Annotated in this window: 24 protein-coding genes; 20 read left to right on the forward strand and 4 right to left on the reverse strand. The window is 70.1% G+C overall.

Annotated features, from left to right (window positions below; translation table 11 throughout):
- Window positions 1-71 precede the first annotated feature (71 nt).
- Window positions 72-1550: a C-glycoside deglycosidase beta subunit domain-containing protein gene (locus tag FHS07_RS06880; protein WP_183419078.1), complete on the forward strand. Its 1479-nt coding sequence runs from the start codon at window positions 72-74 to the stop codon at window positions 1548-1550.
- A gap of 149 nt (window positions 1551-1699) precedes the next feature.
- Here FHS07_RS06880 and FHS07_RS06885 read toward each other — a convergent pair whose 3' ends face one another.
- Window positions 1700-2638 (reverse strand): LysR family transcriptional regulator, encoded by a 939-nt coding sequence (locus FHS07_RS06885; RefSeq protein WP_183419435.1) that lies wholly within the window; start codon window positions 2636-2638, stop codon window positions 1700-1702.
- A 224-nt stretch (window positions 2639-2862) separates the two neighbouring features.
- Between FHS07_RS06885 and FHS07_RS06890 the strand changes: the two genes are divergently transcribed.
- The 13 genes from FHS07_RS06890 to FHS07_RS06950 all read left to right on the forward strand — a co-directional run bounded on the left by FHS07_RS06890 (window position 2863) and on the right by FHS07_RS06950 (window position 15548).
- Window positions 2863-4155 (forward strand): ABC transporter substrate-binding protein, encoded by a 1293-nt coding sequence (locus FHS07_RS06890; protein WP_183419079.1) that lies wholly within the window; start codon window positions 2863-2865, stop codon window positions 4153-4155.
- A 72-nt stretch (window positions 4156-4227) separates the two neighbouring features.
- Window positions 4228-5205 (forward strand): carbohydrate ABC transporter permease, encoded by a 978-nt coding sequence (locus tag FHS07_RS06895; RefSeq protein WP_183419080.1) that lies wholly within the window; start codon window positions 4228-4230, stop codon window positions 5203-5205.
- A gap of 1 nt (window position 5206) precedes the next feature.
- Window positions 5207-6043, forward strand: coding sequence for a carbohydrate ABC transporter permease (locus FHS07_RS06900; protein WP_183419081.1), 837 nt, complete (start codon window positions 5207-5209; stop codon window positions 6041-6043).
- 117 nt (window positions 6044-6160) lie between these two features.
- Window positions 6161-6955, forward strand: a complete 795-nt coding sequence (locus FHS07_RS06905; RefSeq protein ID WP_183419082.1) for a TIM barrel protein — start codon at window positions 6161-6163, stop codon at window positions 6953-6955.
- On the forward strand, window positions 6952-8499 hold the full coding sequence (locus FHS07_RS06910; protein WP_183419083.1) for a GMC oxidoreductase: 1548 nt from the start codon (window positions 6952-6954) through the stop codon (window positions 8497-8499). Before FHS07_RS06905 ends, FHS07_RS06910 begins: the two co-directional genes overlap by 4 nt.
- 28 nt (window positions 8500-8527) lie before the next feature.
- Entirely contained in the window at window positions 8528-8995 is a 468-nt protein-coding gene (locus FHS07_RS06915; protein ID WP_343054630.1) for a C-glycoside deglycosidase beta subunit domain-containing protein, read from the forward strand.
- Window positions 8992-10098, forward strand: a complete 1107-nt coding sequence (locus FHS07_RS06920) for a sugar phosphate isomerase/epimerase family protein (RefSeq protein WP_183419084.1) — start codon at window positions 8992-8994, stop codon at window positions 10096-10098. Before FHS07_RS06915 ends, FHS07_RS06920 begins: the two co-directional genes overlap by 4 nt.
- Before the next feature lie 53 nt (window positions 10099-10151).
- Window positions 10152-11201, forward strand: a complete 1050-nt coding sequence (locus tag FHS07_RS06925; RefSeq protein WP_183419085.1) for a sugar phosphate isomerase/epimerase family protein — start codon at window positions 10152-10154, stop codon at window positions 11199-11201.
- Window positions 11198-11983, forward strand: a complete 786-nt coding sequence (locus FHS07_RS06930) for a nuclear transport factor 2 family protein (RefSeq protein ID WP_183419086.1) — start codon at window positions 11198-11200, stop codon at window positions 11981-11983. The genes FHS07_RS06925 and FHS07_RS06930 overlap by 4 nt, the downstream gene beginning before the upstream one ends.
- 8 nt (window positions 11984-11991) lie before the next feature.
- Window positions 11992-12408: a C-glycoside deglycosidase beta subunit domain-containing protein gene (locus tag FHS07_RS06935; protein WP_183419087.1), complete on the forward strand. Its 417-nt coding sequence runs from the start codon at window positions 11992-11994 to the stop codon at window positions 12406-12408.
- A gap of 80 nt (window positions 12409-12488) precedes the next feature.
- Complete coding sequence (locus FHS07_RS06940) at window positions 12489-13655, forward strand: Gfo/Idh/MocA family protein (RefSeq protein ID WP_183419437.1); 1167 nt, start codon at window positions 12489-12491, stop codon at window positions 13653-13655.
- 14 nt (window positions 13656-13669) lie between these two features.
- Window positions 13670-14674, forward strand: coding sequence for a sugar phosphate isomerase/epimerase family protein (locus tag FHS07_RS06945; RefSeq protein ID WP_183419088.1), 1005 nt, complete (start codon window positions 13670-13672; stop codon window positions 14672-14674).
- Between the two features lies 1 nt (window position 14675).
- A complete protein-coding gene (locus FHS07_RS06950) occupies window positions 14676-15548 on the forward strand; it encodes a ThuA domain-containing protein (protein WP_183419089.1) in 873 nt (290 codons plus the stop codon).
- A gap of 128 nt (window positions 15549-15676) precedes the next feature.
- On the opposite strand, the gene FHS07_RS06955 is transcribed toward FHS07_RS06950, so the two are convergent.
- The 3 genes from FHS07_RS06955 to FHS07_RS06965 all read right to left on the reverse strand — a co-directional run bounded on the left by FHS07_RS06955 (window position 15677) and on the right by FHS07_RS06965 (window position 18411).
- The gene (locus FHS07_RS06955) at window positions 15677-16648 is read right to left on the reverse strand and encodes a restriction endonuclease subunit R (protein WP_183419090.1); all 972 of its coding nucleotides are present in this window, start codon (window positions 16646-16648) and stop codon (window positions 15677-15679) included.
- Window positions 16645-17058: a hypothetical protein gene (locus FHS07_RS06960; RefSeq protein WP_183419091.1), complete on the reverse strand. Its 414-nt coding sequence runs from the start codon at window positions 17056-17058 to the stop codon at window positions 16645-16647. The genes FHS07_RS06955 and FHS07_RS06960 overlap by 4 nt, the downstream gene beginning before the upstream one ends.
- Window positions 17059-17142: 84 nt before the next feature.
- Entirely contained in the window at window positions 17143-18411 is a 1269-nt protein-coding gene (locus FHS07_RS06965) for an ROK family protein (protein WP_183419092.1), read from the reverse strand.
- Between the two features lie 110 nt (window positions 18412-18521).
- Here FHS07_RS06965 and FHS07_RS06970 point away from each other — a divergent pair, with 110 nt between their 5' ends.
- The 6 genes from FHS07_RS06970 to FHS07_RS06995 all read left to right on the forward strand — a co-directional run bounded on the left by FHS07_RS06970 (window position 18522) and on the right by FHS07_RS06995 (window position 24629).
- Window positions 18522-19568 carry a Gfo/Idh/MocA family protein gene (locus FHS07_RS06970; RefSeq protein WP_183419093.1) on the forward strand — a complete coding sequence of 349 codons (1047 nt, stop codon included), beginning with the start codon at window positions 18522-18524 and terminating at the stop codon, window positions 19566-19568.
- The gene (locus FHS07_RS06975; RefSeq protein WP_183419094.1) at window positions 19565-20299 is read left to right on the forward strand and encodes a hypothetical protein; all 735 of its coding nucleotides are present in this window, start codon (window positions 19565-19567) and stop codon (window positions 20297-20299) included. Before FHS07_RS06970 ends, FHS07_RS06975 begins: the two co-directional genes overlap by 4 nt.
- Window positions 20300-20404: 105 nt before the next feature.
- The gene (locus FHS07_RS06980) at window positions 20405-21421 is read left to right on the forward strand and encodes a VOC family protein (protein ID WP_183419095.1); all 1017 of its coding nucleotides are present in this window, start codon (window positions 20405-20407) and stop codon (window positions 21419-21421) included.
- A 5-nt stretch (window positions 21422-21426) separates the two neighbouring features.
- A complete protein-coding gene (locus tag FHS07_RS06985; RefSeq protein WP_183419096.1) occupies window positions 21427-22371 on the forward strand; it encodes a fumarylacetoacetate hydrolase family protein in 945 nt (314 codons plus the stop codon).
- 155 nt (window positions 22372-22526) lie between these two features.
- Window positions 22527-23462 carry a cyclase family protein gene (locus FHS07_RS06990; protein ID WP_183419438.1) on the forward strand — a complete coding sequence of 312 codons (936 nt, stop codon included), beginning with the start codon at window positions 22527-22529 and terminating at the stop codon, window positions 23460-23462.
- Between the two features lie 33 nt (window positions 23463-23495).
- Complete coding sequence (locus FHS07_RS06995; RefSeq protein ID WP_183419097.1) at window positions 23496-24629, forward strand: FAD-dependent monooxygenase; 1134 nt, start codon at window positions 23496-23498, stop codon at window positions 24627-24629.

Below are 24629 nucleotides of genomic sequence, written 5' to 3' on the forward strand. Positions count from 1 at the left end.
CCTGCAACCGGCCACCCCGCCCCCGACGCGCATCCACCGCACCCGCGTCCACCGCACTGAGGAGACCCCCAATGCCCAACGGCCTCATCCACGACGACAGCCTGCGCGCGCACCCCGACGGGCTCGCCCTGCGCCTGACCATCCCCTGGTACCGCAGCCTCTGGCTGTCGTCGGTGACGACGCTCGCGCTCACCGTCGACGGAGAGCACGTGGAGGCCGACGACCTCCGGGTCGCATTCGGCGACACCTCCTACCGGCTCGACGAACTGCCCGAACAGAGCGAACGGCTCTGGTTCCTGCAGGAGCACCCGCTGCTGATCGCCCGCCGCGCCGCCCCGGTCGCGCTCGGCGAGACCCACGACGTCGTGCTGCACGGCGAGCTGCGCCTGCCCTACATGCAGATCGCGCCCGGTCAGGACGGCGGGCCCGGGATGTACGTGCCGAACGTCGTGCACGAGGCGAAGACCCTCACCGTGGTCGATGCGGATGCCGGGATCCCCGCGCTCGTGTCCGACGTGACGCCGCCGCCCCCGGCGAGCGACGACGACCCGTTCCAGCTGGGCCTGACGCTGTACTCGGCGAGTGCGGAGTTCCGGGCGGGGTACTTCGACTTCGACGGCCTGCTCGACCGCGTCGCGGAACTGGGGATCGGCCCGGGCATCGAGATCGTGGCATCCCAGATGGTGCCGACCTATCCGGTGGTCGGCGACGACTTCGTGCGCACCTGGCGGGCGGCCTTCGACCGGCACGGGTTCGTCGCGAGCTCGTTCGGGGCGAACCTCGACATGGGGCGTCGACGCGATCGCGACATGACCCCCGACGAGGAGTTCGCATTCTCGACGCTCATGTTCGAGGGGGCGAAGAAGTTGGGCTTCCCGCTCGTGCGCATCCAGAGCGCGAAGCCCGAACTGCTGCGGCGGTTGCTCCCCCTCGCGGAAGACCTCGAGCTGAAGCTCGCCTACGAGATCCACGCGCCGATGGGTCCGAACGCGGAGACCGTCCTGCGGGTGCGTGAGACGTACGCCGAGCTCGATTCGCCCCTGCTGGGCTTCGTGGCCGACTTCTCCTCGACCATGCACGCGATGTCGCCGACCCTGCTGCGGGCCGTGCGCCGAGCGGGTCTCGACGACGAGGCGGTGGCGAAGCTGCAGGGGATCTGGGCGACGGATGCCACGATGCGCGAGCGCCAGCAGGAGTTCCTCGGCTACCTGCGCGGCCGCGGGATCGACCCGGGTCGCCTGGGGTCGTTCGCGCACCTGGCCTTCAACATGCACGGCCACGTCGACCCGCGGGAGTGGGCCGACATCATGCCGCAGATCCTGCACGTGCACGCGAAGTTCTACGACATCGACGACAGCGGCCAGGAGCCGGCGATCGACTATCCCGAGCTCGTGCGCGTGTTCGTCGAGGGTGGATACCGCGGGTTCTGGTCGAGCGAATGGGAGGGCCACGCCTTCGCCGAACTCGGCGAGGTCGACCCCCTGCTGCTCGTGCGGCGCCAGCACGACCTCATCCGCACGTCGATGCGGGCGGTGACGGCGGCCGTCTGAGCGCACCGCGGGGTGCGGCGCGCGTGGGGGCGCGCCGCACCCCGTCGGTGATTCGCGCATCCTCAGCCCGAACGGCTCGGATCCCACGGAGGTTGTGCGCACCGCTGAGGCGATGACCCGCGGCACGCGGCCGCGGGACCGGGCGCCGGCTACGCGGGAGCGTGTCCGGCGGCGATGATGCGGCCGGCCTCGGCGAACAGGCCGCGCATCCACTCGTGCTCCGGGTCGCGGGTGTGCGAGGGATGCCACCACAGCGCACTCACGAGAGGCGTCGCGGCGAACGGCAGAGGCACGACCCGGATGCCGCCGATCCGCAGCAGGTGCGGGGCGAGCGCCGACTGCACCAGCCCGACGCGACGGGTGCCGCTGACGAAGTGCCCGACCGAGAGGAAGCTCTCCAGCACCACCTCGATGTGCGGCTCGACGCCGAGCTGCTGGATCTGACGGGCGGCCGAGGTGAAGGCCGACCGCGACTGGAACGTGAGCACCCACGGCATGTCGGCGAGGTTCTGCATCGTCAGCGCATCGCCGACGTCGCCGTTGTCGGCCGAGACGACCGCGAACCAGTCGTCCTGCCAGAGGTCGAGGTAGGGCAGGCCCGAGACGGGGCCGTGCGGGATCACCATGCCGTCGGCTGAGCGCAGCCGGTTCGCCGCGTCTTCGACGATGCCGGGGTTGTGCAGCATGTACCGGAACCGCACGCCGGGCGCCCTTTCGGCGGCCAGTTGCGACACGATCGTGCCGACGGTGACGAAGCCGTAGTCCGAGCCGTAGATCGAGAACTCGCGGGTGGACTCCGCGGGCGACCACGACGCCTGGCTCTCGAACACGCGTCGGGCGGCCTCGAGCGCCGTCGTCGTGTGCTCGGTGAGCCGGACGGCGAACGGCGTCAGTTCGTAGGTGTTGCCGCGTCGGGCCAGGATCTGGTCGTCGAAGTGCGTGCGCAGGCGAGCCAGTGAGGCGCTGAGGGCCGGCTGGCTCAGGTGCAGCCGTTCCGCCGCGCGGGTGACGCTGCGCTCGGTGAGCAACGCGTCGAGGGCGACCAGGAGGTTCAGGTCGAGGCGCGACAGCGTCGCATGATCGGTCACCACGTCGTGATCCTTCGCTCGGGGAAGCTGTGGGCCGATCGTATCAACCGCATCTATGACGGGGCTAGGCCGCATATCCGCGAACGATGAGGCGGGCGTCCCGCCTTATGCGCCACATCGTGAAGACTTATGTGCGTTTTCTACGCATCCCGCCGATACTGAGTCACACAGCACAGGCGCTCCCACCGAAGGGCTCGCCGACAACGTCGTCAGAAAGGCTGGCCATGACTCAGCATCGCCGCGTCACGCGGATCGCAGGTCTCCTCGCTCTTCCCGCCACCGCCGCTCTCGTCCTCGCCGGATGCTCCGGCGGGGGAACGGGCGGCGCTGCGGAGGGTGATTCCGAATCGTTCACGTTCACCTTCGCCACCTCCAACAACCTCGAGAGCCCCTACGAGACGCTCGCCAAGGAGTACATGGCGGCGAACCCCGGTGTGACCATCACCACCAACCCCACGCCCAACGACAAGTACGGCGAGACCATCCGCACGCAGCTGCAGGCCGGCAACGCCTCCGATGTCGTGCAGACCACGCCCGGATCGGGCGACGCCCGCGGCCTCATTCCCCTCGCGGAGGCCGGCTTCCTCGAGCCCCTCGGCGACACCGCCACCTCGCTCGTCCCCTCCGGCAGCGAGACGCTGTTCGAGGTCGACGGCAAGACCTACGGTCAGCCCCTCGACTTCACCATCGCTGCCGTGGTCGCCAGCATGGGAACCGCCGGCATGAACGGCATCACCGAGTGGCCGACCACGATGGACGACTTCTACGCGGACTGCACCGCACTCGCGGGTCAGGGCAAGTCGATGCTCGCCCTCGCCGGTGCCGCCGGCCCCAATGCGGGTCTGACCGCCCAGGGCATCGCCGCCACCCGCGTGTACGCGTCCGACCCGGAGTTCAACACCGAGCGCGCCGCGGGCGAGACCACCTTCGCCGACAGCAAGGGCTGGGCCGACGCGCTCCAGACCATCGTCGACCTCAAGGACGGCGGCTGCTTCCAGCCCGGTGCCGAGGGCGGCGGCTTCGACGCCATCACCAACGGCCTCGCCCAGGGCACCTCCGTCGGCAGCTTCATCCCGTCGGGCTCGGCGGTCGAGATCGCCACGGCGGCCCCGCCGGAGGCCGACTTCAAGGTGCAGCCCTTCCCGGCGGCCGACGGCGGCAAGCCCTACGTGCTGGCGAGCTCGAACTACACGATCTCCATCAACGCGAAGTCGACCAAGAAGGATGCCGCGACGAAGTTCGTCGACTGGCTGGCGACGCCCGACGCGCAGCAGAAGTACTACGAGGCCTCGGGGCTGCTCCCCATCTCGGAGTACAAGAACCTCGACCTCAGCGACACGATCTACTCCGAGGTCGTCACCGACATCTCGAACGGTTCGTACACGACGCTGCCGAACAACGTCTGGCCCAACCCGGCCGTCTACGAGGCGCTGCAGGTGGGCGTCCAGGGTCTGCTGACCGGCCAGACCAGCATCGACCAGGTGCTTCAGAACATGGATTCGGCCTGGGGCAACTGAGAGATTCCGCCGCCCGGGACGTCGAGACCCGGGCGGCGGAGCCGCACCCCGATCGAGGATGACGAGGATCTGATGAGCACCACCTTCCGAAGCGGCGACATCGCCGCCACCGAGACTGAACGCGTGGTCCTGCCCGGCCGCGGCGGTCGCCGCCGCCGCACGGCACCCGCTCCGCGTCGAAAGGGCCTGCTGCAGTTCGGCTACTGGTGGTGGGCACTGCCCGGGGTGCTCTTCGTCATCGGCATCCACTACGTCGCCACCAGCATCGGCGGCTTCTTCTCCTTCACGAACTGGACGGGCATCGGCGCCTTCGACCTCGTCGGGCTCGACAACTTCGTCCGCATCTTCCAGGACCCCACCAAGATCGGCGCCCTGTGGAACACCCTGTTCCTGGCGTTCGGCTCGGTGATCCTCAGCAACGTCCTGGGCCTCGGCGTGGCGCTGGGCCTGAACCGGGGGCTGAAGAGCCGCTACATCCTGCGGACCCTGTTCTTCATGCCGGTGGTGCTGAGCCCGCTGGCCACCTCGTACATCTGGAAGTTCATCTTCGACTACAACGGCCCGCTCAACATCGTGCTGCGGGGGATGGGTCTCGACTCGATGGCGCGGGCCTGGATCGCCGACCCCACGTGGGCGATCTGGACGATCCTCGTCGTGCTGGTGTGGCAGAACATCGGCTTCGCGATGGTCATCTACATGGCGGGACTCGCGGCCGTGCCGGTCGAGATCGAGGAGGCCGCGGCGATCGACGGCGCGAACCTCCGACAGCGCTTCTGGCACGTGACGCTTCCCTCGATCCGCCCCGCCGTCGCCATCGCGACCACCCTGGGCCTCGTCAACGGCCTGCGCGTGTTCGACCAGATCATGGCGCTCACGGGTGGGGGGCCCGCCGCGGCGACCGAGACCCTCGCCACGCAGGTCTACAAGCAGTCGTTCGCGCTCGGCAACTTCGGCTACGGCGCGGCGCTCGCGCTGCTGCTGACCTTCATCATCCTGGTCTTCGCCGTCGTGCAGCAGCGCCTGACCGGCGGCCGCTCGGAGGAGAACTGACATGTTCCGTTACACCAAGCTCACGGGCCTGCGGGAATTCCTGTTCTGGATCGCCGCCCTCGTGTTCCTGCTCCCCTTCTATTTCCTCGTCACCACGTCGCTGAAGTCCGATCGCGAGGTGATCACGTCGTCGACGCTGGCGCCGCCGGCCGCCCCCGACTTCGGAAACTTCGTCAAGGTGCTCACCGCGACCGGAAACTCCAATGTCGTGATGGGCCTGGTCAACAGCATCATCATCACCGCGGGCAGCATCGTGCTCATGGTGCTGCTGGGCTCCCTCACCGGCTACGTCATCGCCCGCAGCACGCGGCGCTGGAGCCGCGCGGTGTACTACCTGTTCCTCGTCGCCATCGTGCTGCCGACCCAGCTGGGCACGGTCCCGCTCTACATCGGCGCCCGTGCGCTCGGCCTCACCGGATCGGCGTGGGGGATGATCATCCTCTACACCGGCATGCTGCTGCCGTTGTCGATCTTCCTCTACGCGGGCTTCTTCCGCGGGCTCGGCACCGAGTACGAGGAGGCCGCGACCATCGACGGCGCGAGCCGCACGCAGATCTTCTTCCGCATCGTGCTGCCGTTGATGTCGCCGGCGACGGGAACCGTTGCGATCCTCGCCGGACTCATCGTCTGGAACGACTTCTTCACGTCGCTGATCTTCCTCGGCGGATCGGCGAACCAGACCCTGCCGGTGGCCATGTACTACTACATCGGCTCCCTCGTGTCGGCCTGGAACCAGATCTTCGCGATCGTCATCGTCTCGATGATCCCGATCCTCGCCTTCTACCTCTTCGCCCAGAAGCGCTTCATCCAGGGCTTCGCCGGCGGCTTGAAGGGCTGACGCCTTCTCATCGTGGAGGCCGGACCCCCGGCCTCACGGGCCGAGCCCTCCAGAGGGATGCCGCGAAGCGCGGCATCCGTCGACCGTCGCGCCCACGTTTCCCCGAAAGGACACCCCGTGTACCAACTCGCCCCCAACATCGAGCTCCTCTTCACCGAGGCCGGCGACTACCACGACCGCGTGCGCGCGGCGGCGGCGGCGGGCTTCGACGCCGTGGAGATGTGGGGTCCGACCGGCGTCGACGCACCCGCGACGCCGAAGGACCTCCCCGCCCTGAAGGCGGCGCTGCAGGAGACCGGCGTGCAGCTCACCGCGCAGCTGGCCGAGCCCCGCACGCAGTTCATGATCCCGCCGTGGGATCACTCGGAGTTCTTCCGCAAGCTCGACGAGGGCGTCGAGATCGCCCGCGACCTCGGCTGCCCGCGCCTGGTCGTGGGCAGCGGCACGGGCTTCGGCGGGTGGAAGCGCCAGGTGCAGCTCGACAAGCTCATCGAGATCTATCAGAAGGCGATCGCGCAGATCGACGGCTCGGGGATCGGACTCGTGCTCGAGCCGGTCAACGTGCGTGTCGACCACCCGGGGTCGCTCCTGGACCGCACCTCCGAGGCCGTGTACGTCGCGCGCGGCGTGGCCTCGCCGCAGTTCGGCGTGCTGTACGACATCTATCACTCGGCCGTCGAGGGCGAAGACATGGAGGCCGAGCTCGCCGGTGCCGGGGGGCTGATCCACTACGTGCAGCTGGCCGACGCCCCCGGCCGCGGAGAGCCCGGGGCCGGTGAGCTCGACTGGGCCGAGCGCTTCCGTCTGCTCCGTGACGCCGGCTACGACGGCCCGGTGGGCCTGGAGTACTACCCGACCACCGCGTCGGAGGCCTCGGTCGCCCACGTCGTCGAGATCGCACGCGCCGCATGAACGCCCGGCGGTACCCGCACTCGGTCGACGTCGTCATCGTCGGCAGCGGCCCCACGGGTGCGGCCTACGCGCGCATCCTCTCGGAGCGGGCGCCCGACGCGACCGTCGCGATGTTCGAGGTCGGCCCGACGGTGTCCGATCCTCCCGGCGCGCACGTGAAGAACATCGCCGACCCCGCCGAGCGCGCCCGCGCGCAGGTGGCGTCGGAGGGCCCCGGCGAGCGGGGCGCGAAGGTCGCCAACCCGGGCGCGGCGAAGGCGGGGGTGCGCGGGGCGCGCCCCGGCACCTTCCTGCTCGAGGACGGTTACGCCTTCGACGGCGAAGACGGGATGCCGGTCGCGGCGATGTCGAGCAACGTCGGCGGGATGTCGGCGCACTGGACGGGTGCATGCCCGCGTCCGAACGACAGCGAGCGCATCACCTTCCTCCCCGACCTCGACGAGCTGCTCGCCGAGGGGGAGCGACTGCTGGGGGTGCGCACCGACGCCTTCGACGCCGCGCCCTTCGGCGCCATCGTGCGCGAACGGCTGTCCGCCGCGATCGACGAGGGCCGTACCGAGGCGACGAGGGTGCAGCGGATGCCGCTGGCCGCCCACCGCCGTGACGACGGCCGGCTCGTCTGGTCGGGCTCGGACGTCGTGCTGGGCGACGTGACGCGCGCGAATCCCTTGTTCTCGCTCATCGACCGGTCGCTCGTGACGTCGGTGCGGATCGAGGGGGGCCGTGCCGTGGGCGTGGTCGTGCGCGACCTCGCCTCGGGCGATGAGCACGAGGTGGCCGCCCGGTTCGTCGTGGTCGCCGCCGATGCACTGCGCACCCCGCAGCTGTTGTGGGCGTCGAACGTACGTCCCCACGCGCTCGGTCGCTACCTCAACGACCAGGCGCAGATCGTCTTCGCGGCGCGCCTGCGCGACATGCCGCCCCTCGGCGCCGATGCGCCCGCGACCGGGCTCGCCGAGTACAGCGGCGTGAGCTGGGTGCCGTTCACCGAGGGGATGCCGTTCCACGGTCAGATCATGCAGCTCGACGCCTCACCCATCCCGCTCGCCGAGGACGACCCCGTCGTGCCCGGCTCGATCGTGGGGCTCGGTCTCTTCTGCGCGAAAGACCTGCAGGCCGACGACCGTGTCGCCTTCGACGATGAACACGTCGACGGATACGGGATGCCGGCCCCCCGCATCCACTACACCCTCACCGCCCGCGACCACGAGGTCATGGAGCGGGCGCGCCAAGAGATCGTCCGCCTCGGTGAGGCGGTCGGCGATCCGCTCGACAGCCGCCCGGTCACCCTGCCCCTGGGATCGTCGCTGCACTACCAGGGCTCGACCCGCATGGGTGTCGTCGACGACGGGACGAGCGTGTGCGACACCGACAGCCAGGTGTGGGGCGTCCCCGGTCTCTCCGTGGCGGGCAACGGCGTCATCCCGACGTCGACGGCGTGCAACCCCACGCTGACCTCGGTCGCGCTGGCGGTGCGAGGGGCGCGGAAGATCGCGGCGGTGCTCGCGCGGGAGCAGGTCGACGCGGCATCAGTATCGGTCTGATCCTTGCTTATGCAGGAATAAGACATTAGTGTGCAGGAATCAAGACAAAGAGGTCTGCGGCTCGGGCCGCACCGACGAGGAGGTCATCGTGATCCCGGATCGCATCATCGAGCAGGGGACGCTCACCGCCCATGGCGGACGCGCGTCGGTGGAGGTGCGCCTGCCCTGGTACCGGGCGCTGCCGGCATCCTGCATCTCAGGGGCGAAGCTGACCGTCGACGGCGTCGAGGCGCCCGCCGATTCCCTGCGGTGGAGCATGAACGGCGAGGAGTTCACCTTCGCCGACATGAAGACGAACACCGAGCAGTGGTGGTTCCCCACCGACTCGGCGGTGCTTTCGGGAGAGGTCGGAACGGATGCCGGCGAGCACGAGGTGCGCGTCGACCTCGAGCTCTACATCCCGTACATCATCATCGCCGACGACCAGGTGCTCCACATCGAGGAGCACGACACGAAGACGATGACCGCCCGCCAGGTCGAGGAGGCCCGCGCATGAGCGCTCCGGCACAGGGAACGCCCATCCAGGGCGTCACGCTCTACAGCTTCACCCGCGCCTTCCACGGCCGCGAGTACGACCTCGACCAGCTCATCCGCAAGACCGCGGCCGAGGGGTTCGGCCCGGGCCTGGAGATCATCGGATTCTCGAGCTTCCGCGGCTTCCCCGACATCGACGACCGCTTCGCCGGGCACTTCAACGACCTGATCGACGAGGTCGGGCTCGTGCGCACCTCGCTCGCGGTCAACGCCGACATCGGCCTGCGTCCCGACAAGCTCATGGACCAGGACGCGCTTCTCGCCTACATGCGCAAGCAGATCGCGGCGGCGGCGAAGCTCGGCTTCCCCATCGCCCGCGTGCAGATCTCGATCACGCCCGACTCGATGGAGGCCCTGGCCCCGATCGCCGAGGAGTACGGCGTCACGCTCGCCCTCGAGGTGCACGCCGACCAGTACGCCTCGCACCCGCGCATCCTGGCGCTGCGCGACCGCTACGACAAGGTCGGCTCGCCCTTCCTCGGTTTCACGATGGACTGGGGCGCGACCGTCTCGGGCTTCGCCCCCTCGTTGATCGAGGCGTACCGCCGCCGCGGTGCCTCGGAGGAGCTGCTGGCCGCCGTCGTGCAGCTGTGGGACGACTTCTACGAGCAGGGCCCGCCCGCCGATCAGGCCGATCACGGCCAGCGCTTCGGTCGCTTCATCGGTCTCGCGCACCAGCACGGCCGCCCCGACCTCGGCATCGACTTCGGCATCAACGGCACGGGGCTGTTCGGCCCGGCGCGCGTGGACGACTGGCTCGAGATCATGCCGTGGGTTACGCACGTGCACGGCAAGTTCTTCGGCATCGACGAGAACGGGAACGAGCCCTCGGTGCCCGTCGCCGACCTCATCACCCTGCTCGTCGAGAACGGCTACAGCGGCGCCGTCTCGAGTGAGTACGAGGGGTGGCACTGGAACCACTGGCAGAGCCCCTTCGAGATCATCCGCGGCGAGCAGGCCCTCCAGCGCACCGCGGCCGAGGCCGCCGGTTCGCGCATGATCACGGATGCCGCCGAGGCGCGCCGGGCGTTGGACGCCCACCTCTCGCACGCCGTGCGGGCCTGAACCTCCCCTCCCCCTCCCTCGCGCGCACCCGCGCACCCGAAAGGACACCCGCAATGAGTGACGGCATCGCCGGAACCGGCATCAAGCTCGGCACCACCCTCTACTCGATGACGAGCGAGTTCGCCGCCGGCCAGTACACCCCCGAGACCCTCATCAAAGAGGTGCACGACCAGGGCATCGGCCCGGGTGTGGAGTTCAACTTCGCGCAGCTGCTGCGCTCGTACCCCGATGTCGACGCCGACTTCGTGAAGCTCTGGTTCGACTCGCTCGAGAAGTACGGCCTCGAGGCCAGTGCCGTCGGCACCAACCTCGACATGGGCCGCCTCAAGAGCCGTGACATGACGCTCGACGAGGAGCACGACTTCCTCGCCCGTCAGCTGAAGGCCGCGCACACCCTCGGCTTCACGAAGATCGTCATCCGCTCGCACGGCAAAGAACTGCTGCGCAGCCTCCTGCCACTCGCGGAGAAGTACGACCAGAAGCTCGGCTACGAGATCCACGCGCCGTCGGGTCCGAACGACCCCAAGGTGCTCGAGATGCGCGAGATGTACGAAGAGCTGCAGTCGGATCGCCTCGGCTTCACCGCGGACTTCTCCTCGACCATGCACTCGCTCTCGCCCACGCTCCTGCGCACCCTCGGACAGATGGGCATGGACGAGAAGCACTTCCCGGTCATGGAGGAGATCTGGCACGAACCGACTCCGATGCACGTGCGCAACCAGAAGTTCGAGGACTACCTGTCGGGTGAGGGCGTCGACTTCCTGCGTTTCGGGCCCTTCACGCGTCTCGCGTTCAACATGCACGGTCTCGTCGCTCCCGAGGAGTGGCTCGACATCATGCCGCAGATCTTCCACGTGCACGCGAAGTTCTACGACATCGGCGCCGACGGCGAAGAGCCGGCCATGGACATCCCGCGCATCGTGAAGCAGTTCGTGATCGGCGGTTACGAGGGCTATCTCTCCAGCGAGTGGGAGGGCCACGCCTTCAGCGACCTGGGTGAGAGCGACCCCATCGACCTCGTCAAGAAGCAGCACGCGCTCATGCGCACGGCCATCGAGGACACGGTGGCGGAGCGCGCCGAGACGACCGGGGCGGCGCGATGAGCACGCCCGTGACAGCCGCGGCATCCGTCTCCGAGCTCGCCGCCGAGGTCGCGCGTCTGCGCGAACAGGTCGAGGCGGCGCATGCGCTCGCGCAACGCGCCGAGGATCGCGGGCAGGTCGAGAACCTGTTCAACCGCTACATGTACCTGCACAACGCCTTCGAGGACGAGCAGATCATCCCGCTGTGGGTGAAGGAGGGCACCGAGGGCATCCGTGCCCGCTACACCAACGCGGGGCAGTACACGACGTGGCAGAGCGTCACCGACTACCACCGAGGCCGCCCGCACCCCGAGGGCAAGCTCATCCTGCACACGACCAACACCCCGGTTATCGAGATCGCCGCCGACGGCGAGACGGCCAAGGGCGTCTGGATGATGGCCGGCACGGAGTCGGGGCTGACCGACCCGAAGGTCGCCGAGGCCTTCCCCGACATGTACTCGCCCGACGAGGTGCTGGGCAGGAAGGTCTGGGCGCACTGGGTCTGGTGCAAGTACGCCATCGACTTCCGCAAGCAGGACGGCGAGTGGAAGTTCTGGACCTTCCGCTGCTACGAGCTCGCGCGTGCCCCGTTCGAGGAGAACTGGGTGAGCTTCGGCGTGAAGAACCAGGGCGCGTTCGACCTCGACCTCATGTACTTCGGCGACGACGGCAAGCCCGTCTTCATGCCACCGGCCGATGAGCCGGTGTCGTCGAAGAACCACCCCTACAGCCCCGAGACCACGCAGAAGCTCGAGCCGGTGCCCCCTGTGGCGCACGACCGCTTCACCGACACATTCGCCTAGGAGTCGCCATGGCCACCCACAACTCCCTCTTCGCCGAGAAAGACGTCCGTCGCACCGACGACGGCCTCGCGGTCTCGGTGCAGCTGCCCTGGTACCGCAGCCTCTGGCTGTCGGCCGTCGACGACGTCGCCGTCACCGTGAACGGCGTCACCGTGCCGAAGGACGACATCCGCTTCTCCCTCGAGGGCCGCGAGTACCGCGTCGACGAACTGCCCGAGCAGTCCGAGACGCTGTGGTTCGTCGCCGACCGCCCCGACGTGCTCGTCCGCCTCGACACCCCGCCGGCGGCGGGCGAGACCGTCACGGTCGAGGTCGTGCTGACCATGCGCCTGCTCTACATGCAGATCATGCCCGGCGTCGACGGCGGACCCGGTCGCTACGTCACCAACCGCGTCCCGGTCGAGCGCGAACTGGTCCTGGCATGACGAACGCCCAGCCCCACCGCGCGGTCTCGCCGGAGGCTCCGCTGCGCGTCGCGTCGCCGGAGGCGCCGCTGCGCGTCGCGATGATCGGCTACGGCTTCATGGGGGCCGCCCACTCGGTGGGATGGCGCCAGGCTCCGCGCATGTTCGACCTGCCGCGCGCGGTCGAGATGACCGTCGTCGTCGGACGCAACGCGGATGCCGTGGCCGCGGCCGCCGAAAAATGGGGCTGGGCCGAATCGGCCACCGACTGGCGCGAGATCGTCGCGCGCGACGACATCGACATCGTCGACATCGTGACGCCCGGCGAATCGCACGCCGAGATCGCGATCGCCGCCCTCGAGGCCGGCAAGCACGTGCTGTGCGAGAAGCCGTTGGCCAACACCGTGGCCGAGGCCGAGGCGATGGCCGAGGCCGCCGAGCGCGCCCGCGCGCGTGGCATCCGTTCGATGGTGGGGTTCACCTATCGACGTGTGCCGGCCGTCACGCTGCTGCGCGACATGATCGCCGAGGGCGCCGTCGGAACCGTGCAGCAGGTGCGCGCGGCCTACCGGCAGGACTGGCTCGTCGATCCCGAGATGCCGCTCATGTGGCGTCTGCAGAAGGAGCACGCCGGGTCCGGTGCGCTCGGCGACATCGGTGCGCACATCATCGACATGACGCAGTTCGTGACCGGTCTCGGCGTCGAGCGGGTATCGGGCACGGTCGACACGATCGTCGCGGAGCGTCCGCTGCCGAGCGACGGGTCGATGGGCCTGGCCAAGGCCGCCGGTGCGGCCGAGAGGGGCGCCGTCACGGTCGACGACGTCGCCATCTTCACCGGCCGCCTGGCGAACGGCGCCCTCGCGTCGTTCGAGGCGACGCGTTTCGCGACCGGGCGCAAGAACGCCCTCACCATCGAGGTGTCGGGCGACCGCGGCGCACTCGCGTTCGACCTCGAAGACCTCAACAGCCTGCGTTTCTACGACCGCACCGCCCCCGAGGGGCGCCAGGGCTTCACCCAGGTGCTCGTCACCGAGCCGCAGCATCCGTACGTCTCGGCGTGGTGGCCCGCCGGCCACATGCTCGGCTACGAGCACGGCTTCACCCACCAGGTCGTCGACCTCGTCGGCGCGATCGACGCCAACACCGACCCGCACCCCTCGTTCGAGGAGGGCCTGCGCGTTCAGCGCGTGCTGGACGCCGTCGAACGCAGTAGCGCCGCCGAGTCCGCGTGGACCCGCGTGGATGCCCTCGTTCCCGCACTCTGAAAAGGATCTCCGTCATGGCTCGTCCCATCACCCTGTTCACCGGCCAGTGGGCCGACCTGCCCTTCGAAGAGGTGGCGCGCCTCGCCGGGGAGTGGGGCTACGACGGCCTCGAGATCGCGTGCTGGGGCGACCACATCGACGTCTCCCGGTGGGACGACGCCGCCTACGTGCAGTCGCGGCTCGACGTGCTCAGGAAGAACGGCCTGAAGGTCTGGACGATCTCCAACCACCTCGTCGGCCAGGCCGTCTGCGACGACCCCATCGACGAACGCCATCACGACATCGTGCCCTCGCGGGTGTGGGGAGACGGGGACGCCGAGGGCGTGCGCCGGCGCGCGGCCGAGGAACTCAAGGACACGGCGCGGTTCGCCGCGAAACTCGGGGTCTCGACGGTCACCGGCTTCACCGGGTCGAGCATCTGGAAGTACGTCGCGATGTTCCCGCCCGCCTCCGACGCCATGATCGAGCGGGGGTATGCGGACTTCGCCGCCCGCTGGCATCCGATCCTCGACGTCTTCGAGGAGGTCGGCGTGCGCTTCGCGCTCGAGGTGCACCCCTCCGAGATCGCGTACGACTACTGGACGGCAAAGAAGACCCTCGAAGCCATCGGTCATCGCCCGAGTTTCGGCTTCAACTTCGACCCCTCGCACTTCGTGTGGCAGCAGCTGGACGCGGTCGCGTTCGTGCTCGACTTCGCCGACCACATCTTCCACGTGCACTGCAAGGAGTCCACGACCAACCTCGACGGACGCAACGGCGTGCTCGGCTCGCACCTGTCGTGGGACAACCCGCGTCGCGGATGGACCTTCGTCTCCACCGGCCACGGCGACGTGCCCTGGGAGCCCCTCTTCCGCGCACTCAACGCCATCGGCTACGACGGCCCGACGAGCGTGGAGTGGGAGGACGCCGGCATGGACCGCCTGATCGGGGGTCCCGAGGCCCTCGCCTTCGTGCGCAAGCTCGGGGAGATCACCCCTCCCCACCAGCTCTTCGACGCCGCCTTCTCTCGCAAGGACTGACATGACCGACGTTCTCAACGTGCTCATCCTCTCGGGGCACATGACCATCGAGCACGACAACGCCCACCGCAGCTTCCGCCTGCACAACCAGTGGATCACCACCCTGCTGGAGGACACGGGGCGCTTCACGGTCCGCGTCGTGGAGGACCCGCGCGGACTCCCCGCGAGCGTCATCGACAAGTACGACGTGCTCATCGTCATCTTCGAGGGTCGCGACGGCTACCACGACATGGCGACGGGCTTCGGGGCCGAGACGGATGCCGCGATCCTGCGCTTCGTGCGCGACGAGGGCAAGGGCATCGTGTGGTTCCACGGCTCCGCCGCTCAGGAGGACCGCTGGGGCTACCCCGAGGAGTACAACGTCATGCGCGGAGCCAAGCTCAGCGCCTGGGAGACGGGGCTCCGCCCGCGGCCGTGGGGCGAGGCGCAGCTGCACACGACCGAGCCGCGGCATCCGATCACCGAGGGCATCAACGAGACCTGGACCGTGACCGGCGACGACATCCTCGTCGGCGTGCAGATGTACGAGGGCGCGCAGGTGCTGCTGACGACCTTCGACGACCTCGAGGCGTACGAGAGGGCACCGATCTGGCCCATGCCGCACTACCCGGTCGACATTCCGGAGGGCGGCATTGCGGCATTGCCCGGAATCAACACCGAACAGCCGCTCGCGTGGATCAACGAGTACGGCGCGGGCCGTTCGTTCACGATCACGATCGGCCACGACATCGACACGTTCCGCCGCATCGAGTTCATCCGCCTGTTCCCTCGGGGCGTGGAGTGGGCGGCGACCGGCGAGGTCTCGCTGACCGGCCCCGACCGACGAGGCGACCGCCGTATCAACCCCTGGCCGTACTACAACGGCGAGGGGTGACGCAGGGCCGGGCCCGCGTCGAGAAACGCGATCCGCGGCGATAAACGCGTTGACGAGGCGTTTCTCTCCGCCGATCGCGTTTCTCGACGACGAGGGCGCAGCGGACGCGGCGCCGAGACCCCGGAGTGCTACCGGCTCAGGGCCTCTCGCGCGACCGTCAGGTGCCGCTCCGTCATCTGCCACGGGTCGTCGTCGAGCCATTCCTGCCCGCCCCACTCGCTGCAGAGAGTGCCGGTGAAGCCCGCGGTGCGCAGGGCCGCGCCCACGTCGCGGATCGGTCGCGTGACCCGGCCGTCGGCATCGTCGAGGTCCCAGAACTTCAGGTGCGCCGCTCCGATCAGGGGGAGGACGGATGCCAGATCCCCGACGCCCGACCGCCCGAAGCGCACGAGCAGGTTCATGTACAGCGTGTGCACCGGCCCCGGCACCTGTCCCGAGCGGAGCACGTCCACCACCGCGGTGTGGGTGGCCGGATCGCGCCACTCGTCGCGGAGGCGCCGGAGCAGCTCCGCGGGGAGGCCGCCGCGCTCGAGCCGGTCGAGGTAGGTCACCGGGAGCGCGGGCATGAGCATGCTGATGTCGAGCAACAGGCGTACGCGCGGGGAGTCGAGCTCGCCGATGCGGTCGTAGGCCGCTGCGCGCGCGGTGGGCGTCTCGTGACCCTGCGCTTCTTCGTAGAGCACGAGATCGAGCTCGTCGAGCAGGGGGACGAGCCCGTCGAGCAGGGCGCCGGCCTGACCGATCGGCAGGCGGACACCCGTCGCTCCCGCGGAGGCCGCCGCTCGCAGCTGCGGTTCGAGGAACGCGCGTCGCTCGGCATCCGTCCGCCGTCGCCCGCGATCGAACTCGTCGATGCTCACGCCCACGGTGCTCACGCCTCCTCCCGCGGCTTCGAGCCGGTCGCGGAAATCCTCCGTCTCGACGGACGGCGGGGAGGGGAAACCGCGCCACATCTGCCCCAGCTCGATCTCGATGGCGCGTGTGGTGCCGCGCTCGACGAGCGAGAGCGCCAGGTCGGGAGCCGTCCGCTCGGCGCGGATCACCTCGGGGGTGAGGTTGAAGGCGCTGGCCGAGAGCGTCCAGCCCGCGGGGAGGCTCATGCGGCGCTCCGGACATCCCGCGAGACGCTCGCGGCCGTCGCGCCGACGTCGAGCGTCCGGCGGAACGAGAACGGCAGGCGCAGAGGCTGATCGGGCCCGCCGGGCAGGTACGGGATCTCGAGCCGGAACGACACCTCCACGTCGTGGATGCCGGGGGTCACGGCATCCGGGATCTCCAGCACCACCCGATCCTGCAGGTACCACCAGGTGTCCTCGGCGGCGAGCTCGGCGGCGGCCACCCGCCGCGAGTCGACGAGGACGACGGGCTCGTACCGTCGTCCGTCGAGGTGCACGATGGGCTCGAGCAGGCTCGCGAGCGGGAGCGAGCGGATCCACGGCAGCGAGAGGCGCACCTCGGTGGCGGCGACGGTGACGCGCAGGGCGTCGTCGCGCAGGGCGGAGAGAGTCATGGCGAGCACGTCCTCGTGTCACGGCGCGCCCCACGACGCGCTTCCGCTCACAACCTAGCGACTAATGTCTTAAATAGGAAGAAGTCAGGCGCTCAGGCCGTGCACCGCCGCCACCGTGGGTCTGCCCTCGCTGAACCAGCGCGGCAGGCTCACCTCGAACAGCTGCTCCAGTGCGAGATCGACGCCCCCGCGCACCGGCTCGCGGGTGTCGTTCTCGCTGGTCTTGATCACGAGGTCGCGGGTGGCCAGCGGCAGGGACACCTCGTATACGCGGTGGCGGATCTCGGCCAGGAACAGCTCGCCGGCCGACGCGATCGCTCCGCCGATGACGATCACGCTGGGGTTGAACATGTTGACCAGTGCGGCGACGGCCTCGCCGACCTGGCGCGCGCCGGCCCGCACGAGCGAGATGGCGAGGGGGTCGCCGCGCTCGGCGGAGCGGGCGATGTCTTCGGGGGTCAGGTCGTTTCCGGATGCCACGCTCTCGGCGAGCGCTCCGGTGGCGCCGCCCTCGATCGCGGCGTGCGCGTCACGCACGAGCGCCCACCCCCCGGCGACGGCCTCGAGGCAGCCGGTCTTGCCGCAGCGGCAGATCTGCGTCGCGCCCGGTACCCGCACGTGGCCCATATCGCCCGCGGCGCCGTTCGCCCCGCGATGCAGGCGCCCGCGTGAGACGAGTCCCGCGCCGATGCCGGTGCCCACCTTGCAGTAGATGAGGTCGACACCCTCGTCGCGGCGGCGGGCGCGCTCACCGGCGGCGAGGAGGTTCACGTCGTTGTCGACCCAGACGGGGGCGTCGTACCGCTGCTCGAAAGCGGTCCGCACGTCGTACCCGTTCCACCCCGGCATGATCGGCGGGGCGACCGGGCGACCGGTGTCGAAATCGACGGGCCCCGGGAGGCCCACCACGATCGCCCACACGGGGCTGCCGTCGCCGGCGGCGAGCAGATCGTCGACCATCGCCGTTGCGGCGTCGAGGGTCTCCTCGGGTCCCCGCGCGATGTCCCACGCGCGGTGGGCCTCGTTCAGGATCTCTCCGTCGAGGTCGGTGACGCCGACGTGCACGTGCAGCCCCCCAAGTGCGCACACGACGATACGACCCTGTTCGGCGCGGAAACGCAGCGTGCGGGGCGCGCGGCCGCCCGAGGACGGGGCGTACTCGGCGTCCTCGAGGAAGCCCATCTCGACGGCGCGGTCGACGCGTTGGGCGACGACCCCGCGTCCGAGCCCGGTGACGCGACCGATCTCGGGGCGCGTGACGGCCTCCCCGAGTCGGACCATGTTGACGATGCGCAACAGGCTCGTGACCTCGTCGGTCTGCGCGCCGAAGCGGAGGGTGGACACGTTGGCCATGCGTTGATCTTCACACAAGAGCGTGCCTCCCCTGCCGGAATGTCCTCGCCTATGGTTCGTGAGATTCTGACTTCCGCATATTCTGAGCTTAAGTGGGCGAGGGGGCCGGGATGACGTGGGGTGTGGGCATCATCGGATCGGGGCCCGGCGTGGCGGCGCTGCACGCGCCGACGCTCGCGCGCACGGACGGCGACTTCCGTCTGGTGCACGTCAGCGACGCCGGGAGCGGGCGGGCCGCGGTGATCGCGGAACGCTTCGGAGCTCGCGCATCGGCGGGGGTCGAGACGCTCCTCGCCGACCCGGACGTCGACGTCGTCGCCGTCTGCAGCCCTCCGTCGCTGCACGCCGAGCACGTGCGTGCGAGCCTGGCCGCGGGGCGGCGGGCGATCTTCTGCGAGAAGCCCCTCGCCGACACCGCAGAGGAGGCCGAACGCCTCGTCGCCGAGTGCGCCGCCGTCGGGGCGCTGCTGGTCGTCGGCACCAACCACCTCTTCGACCCCGCCTGGGCGCGGGCCACGCATCACCTCAGAGCCCTGGACGGGCGCATCTCGGCCGTCACCGTGACGCTGTGCCTGTCGCCCAACGACCGCTATCACGCCCTCACGACGGGGGAGCCGCTTCCCGCCGGTCCGGCCCTAAAGAGGCCACCGCTCGACCTCGACGACCCCGCGCAGAGCGCAGCCGTCGTGCGCCGGCTCGTCGCGGGACTCGGAGTGCACGACCTCCCTCTCGTGCGCGATCTCGTGCCCTCCGCCCCCGAGCTGGTCTGGGCGCGGCCGGTGGCCCCGATCGGGTTCGACCTGGCGCTGCGGGCGCACGACGCCCTGGTGCGCTTCACGACGGTGATGCTGCCGGAGGGGGCCGACTCGCTGTGGCGCGTCACCGTGGCCACGGCGAGCGCGCGCATCGAGGTGGAGTTCCCTCCGCCCTTCGTGCACGTCGGCGGCGCCCGCACCACCGTCCGCGACGAGGCGGGGGTGCACACGGTCTACCCGATCGACCGACACGACGGGTACGAGCGGGAGTGGCGGGCGCTCGCGGCGTTGCTGCGCGGCGAGGCCGCGATGGAGTACGACGAGCTGCGCGCGGACGCGGCGTTCGTGACGGCGATCGCCGATGCCGCGGCCGCGGCCGTGCGGATGGGGGCGTCGCGATGACCGTGCGCGAGGTGCAGACCGACGCGGCCGCGTATCGGGCCGCGGTGGCGGAGCTCGCGCCGCGGGTGCGGCTGGGCGGGGGTGTCGAGGCCGTGCGGGTGATCGACGGCCGCGGCCCCTGGTGGCAGAAGCTCGACCGTGCCGCCGGGTTCGTCGTCGACGAGCCCGACCCCGTCCCGCCCGAGGTGCACGCTCTTCTCGGCGCCCTCGACGCGCCGGTCGTGGTGGTGCGCCGTCGCGTTCGCCCCGACATCGTCTCCGATGCGGGGAGCGAGCCCGTCGAGCCCCGTCACGTCGTGGTCGACGCCTGGGGTGGGCGCACCGACGCCGCCGCCCTCCTCCGCGACGCGGTGGGGTGGGCGCGGGTGCTCGCCGGCAGCCCGCTGTCGGTCGTCGCGCGGGTCGATGCGGCCGCGGCGACCACGATCGCCCTGCGGGCACCGGGCGGGGTCGGGGCGAGCGTCACCCGTACGGTCGGCGGCGGGGTGGGCGGCGCGCTCGCCGCCACCGCACTCGGGGTGCGTCGCGTCGAGGTGCGCGTGGACTCCGCGTCGCCGCTGTCCGAGGTGGTGTTCGACGACGAGGACGGGCGGCGGACCACGCCCGTCCGGCGGGAGTCGCCCGAGCGTCTCGCGCTCCGACGGATCCTCGACGCGATGCACTCGGGCGCCGCGCCGACGGACCTCGCCGACCTCGCGGCGGACGACGGGATCGTCTCCACCGGCGGATAAATCACACCGATGTTCGACATCCACAGGATCGGGTTCCCTGATATCGACTTCGGTCGGATAGTGGAAGAAGAGTCGGAACGACCCGATTCACCGAAAGGATCGAAGATGATCAAGCTTCTCTCTCATCTGTCGTTCGTCGCGATCACGACTCCTGATGTCGAGGCGTCGGTGGACTTCTACGTCAACCAGGTGGGCCTCACCGAGGTCGCTCGCGAAGACGACCGCGTGTACCTCCGCTGCTGGGGCGACTACTACGCCTACTCCCTGGTCGTGGCGAAGGGCGATGAGCCCTCCCTCGAGACGATGGCCTGGCGCACCTCGTCGGCCGAAGCCCTGGAGGAGGCGGCGAAGCGCGTGCAGGCCGCCGGCATCGAGGGCGAGTGGTTCGAGGGCCGCGGCATCGGCCGCGCGTTCCGCTTCACCGGTCCCCAGGGGCACGACATGACCCTGCACTGGGACGTCGAGCGTCACCGCGCCGAGCCGCACACCGCCTCGATCTACCCCGACCGTCCGGAGAAGCGCAGCCCCGTCGCCGGAGCCCCGCGCCAGCTCGACCACGTCACCGTCGCGGCGCGCGACGTCGACGCGTTCGTGCAGTGGTACGTCGACACGCTCGGCTTCCGCTTCATGGCCCGCACCGTGCTCGATGAGGCACCCATCTCGGTGTTCTCGGTGCTCACGACCAACGAGAAGTCGCACGACCTCGGCGTCGTGCTCGACGGCTCGAGCCGCGCCGGTCGCATCAACCACTACGCCTTCTGGGTCGACACCCGCGAGGAGCTCCTCATCGCCGCCGACACGCTCATGGAGAACGGCGTGCCGATCGAGTACGGCCCCAACATCCACGGCATCGGCGAGCAGACGTTCCTCTACTACCGCGAGCCCTCGAGCCTGCGCATCGAGCTGAACACGGGCGGGTACCGCAACTACGTGCCCGACTGGGAAGCCAACACGTGGAAGCCCTCGCTCGGCTCGAACAACATGTACCGCAACGGCGCCATGCCGATGTCGATGACCGAGTCGTTCCCGCCCGCCGACGGCCCCAGCGCCACCGAAGAGGGCGTGCCCGACGAGATCAAGGACGCCCTGCTCAACCCCTACGCGGTACAGGGCCGGGGCTGAACGTGATGACCGCCCCCTTCGCTCTCGCCCGTTTCCGCGACGGGGATGCCGTGCACGTCGGTCTCGTGGCCGGCGACCGCATCCGTGCGCTGACCGTCGACGAGCTCGGGGGCGGTCTGAACGCCTTCCTCGCCGCCCCCGACTGGGAGCGGATCGCCGCCCTCGTCGAGGCCCCGGGGCAGTGGCACCCCCTGTCGGAGGTGACTCTCACGGCGCCCGTCGAGCCGCGGCAGGTTCTGCAGACCGGCGCGAATTACCGCCAGCACGTGATCGAGCTGGTGGCGGCGGGCCTGACGCAGAACACCGACCGCACCCCCGAGGAGGCGCGGGCGTTCGCCGCCGACATGATGGACGAGCGCGCCCGCAGCGGCGAGCCGTACTTCTTCATCGGGCTCACCGCCTGCGTCGTCGGCGACGACGTGCCGCTCGTGCTCCCGGCGTACAGCGAGGTGCACGACTGGGAGCTGGAACTGGCAGTGGTCATCGGCCGGGAGGCGTTCCGCGTCTCGCGCGAGGACGCGCTCGACCACGTCGCCGGCTACACGATCGTCAACGACGTCACCACGCGCGACCTCGTGTTCCGGAAGGACATGAAGGAGATCGGCACCGACTGGTACCGGGCGAAGAACGCGCCCGGCTTCCTGCCGACGGGTCCGCTGCTGGTGCCCGCGCACTTCGTCGACCCCGCCGACACCCCCGTGCGCCTCGAACTGAACGGACAGGTGATGCAGGATGCCAACACCTCCGATCTGCTGTTCGACGTGCCGGCGCTCGTCTCGGCGGCGTCCCAGACCCACCCGCTCCTGCCCGGCGACCTGTTGCTGACCGGCAGCCCCGCCGGCAACGGGCAGCACTGGAAGAGGTTCCTGCGCGACGGCGACGTCATGACCGGGACCATCGGAGCGCTCGGCACGCAGGTCGTGCGGTGCGTGGGGGAGGCGGCGTCGTGACCCTTCGACAGGCTCAGGGTCCCGTCGGGCCGGCTTCCGACGCGCAGGGTCGCGACGAGCAGACCCCCGACACGCCGACTCGCGACGCGGGGGAGCCCGGGGCCGCCCCCTCGGAGAACCCGGCCGATCTCGACCGGCAGAACCCCGAGGCCGAGATCGCGGCGCGCGCCGAGGCGTTCCGCAACTGGGGACGCTGGGGCGAGGACGACGTGCTCGGCACCCTCAACTTCATCGACGCCGGCACACGGCGGGCGGCAGCCGCCCTCGTGCGCGACGGCGTCTCGATCTCGCTCTCGCAGCGCTTCGACACCGACGGCCCGCAGAAGGGGTGGCGACGGCGCACCAACCCGGTGCACACGATGACCGACACGGGAACCGACGCCGAACGCGGCAACCAGGGCTTTCCGCACGGCATCGGCGGCGCCGACGACGTCATCGCCATGCCCCTGCAGTGCTCGACGCAGTGGGACGGTCTCGGCCACATCTTCGACCACGGCTACGCCTGGAACGGCCGCCGCGCGGGCGACGTCGTCACCAGCGACGGCGACCTCGTCACCGGCATCGAGCACGCGGCCGACGTCATCGTCTCGCGGGGCGTGCTGCTCGACCTCGGCCGGCACCTCGCCCCCGACACCGGCGAGCTCGCTGACGGCTACGCGATCACCGCCGACGATCTCGACGCGTGCGCCGCAGCGCAGGGCGTCGAGGTGGGCCGCGGCGACATCGTGCTCGTGCGCACGGGCCACTACACGCGCGCGCACCGCGAGGGCTGGGGCGACTACGCCGGCGGACCCGCACCGGGGCTCTCGCTCACCACCGCCGGGTGGCTGCACCGCACCGAGATCGCCGCCGTCGCGACCGACACCTGGGGCTTCGAGGTGCGGCCGAACGAGTTCGACGTGCCGGCGTTCCAACCGCTGCACCAGGTCGTCATCCCGAACATGGGTCTCACGATCGGCGAGATGTGGAACCTCGACGCGCTCGCCGAAGCCTGCCTCGACAGGCGACGCTGGGACTTCCTGCTCTCGGCGCCTCCGCTGCCGATCACCGGGGCCGTCGGGTCGCCGGTGAACCCCCTGGCCCTGCTCTAGTCCATCCCCGTCCCAGAACAGAGAGGTTCTGACATGACCGCCGTACAGAAAGTCGCGATCGCCGGAGCCGGCGTCGCAGGCCTCGCCACCGCCATCCTCCTCAGCAAGGCCGGTGTCGAGGTCGACCTCTACGACGCCCAGCCTGCGCTGTCCACCCGCGGTTCGGGCATCACGCTGCAGGGCAACGCCCTGCGCGTCTTCGACGAGCTCGGGGTCTGGGACGAGATCGCCGCTGCCGGAAAGGCGTTCGAGGGGCTGAACCTGCGTGCCCCCGGCCCCGGCGCGCCCGTCGTCGCCGCCCTCCCCGACCTCAAGACCGGTGGCCCCGACTACCCGTCCACGATGGGCATGTCGCGTCCCGACCTCGCGCGCATCCTGCTGGCCGCGGCCGAGACGAACGGCGCGCGCGTGCACTTCGGGCAGCGCGTGACCGGCGTCTCGCAGACCGGCGACGGCGTCGCGGTCGAGGTCGACGGCGCTCCGGCGGGGACGTTCGACCTCCTCGTCGGTGCGGACGGCCTGCACTCCGCGGTCCGCGAGATGATCGGCATCCAGGTCACCCCCGAACAGACCGGCATGGGGATCTGGCGCACGTTCGTCTCGCTCCCGCCCGACGTCGACCGCAGCGAGCTGTACTACGGCGGTCCGATGTACATCGCGGGGTACACGCCCACCGGCGACGACACCATGTACGCCTTCCTCGTCGAGGCCGCGCAGGACCGCTCGCACGTCTCGCCCGAGGAGGCCCGGCGGATCATGGTCGAGCAGTCCCGCGCCTACGACGGCCCGTGGAACCACATCCGCGCCGACATCGAGGCCGGTGCCGACGCGAACTACACCTGGTTCACGAGGCACCTCGTCGACGCCCCGTGGAACCGCGGTCGCGCCGTGGTCATCGGCGACGCCGCGCACAGCTGCCCCCCGACCATCGCGCAGGGCGCGGCACAGGGACTCGAGGACGCCGCGGTGCTGAGCGAGCTCCTGGTGGATCGGGATGCCGTCGACCAGGCGCTGTGGGACGCGTTCCACGAGCGTCGGGTCGCACGCGCGACGGCCATCGTCGAGGCGTCGGTGCAGCTCGGTCAGTGGCAGCTCGACGGCGTCCGCGACGCCGACATGGGCGGACTGATGTTCGGTGTCGCACAGCTGACGGCGGCCCGCGCGTGA

Origin of the sequence: Microbacterium proteolyticum, assembly GCF_014192415.1 — a bacterium.
In the GTDB taxonomy this organism is placed as follows: Bacteria; Actinomycetota; Actinomycetes; order Actinomycetales; family Microbacteriaceae; genus Microbacterium; species Microbacterium proteolyticum.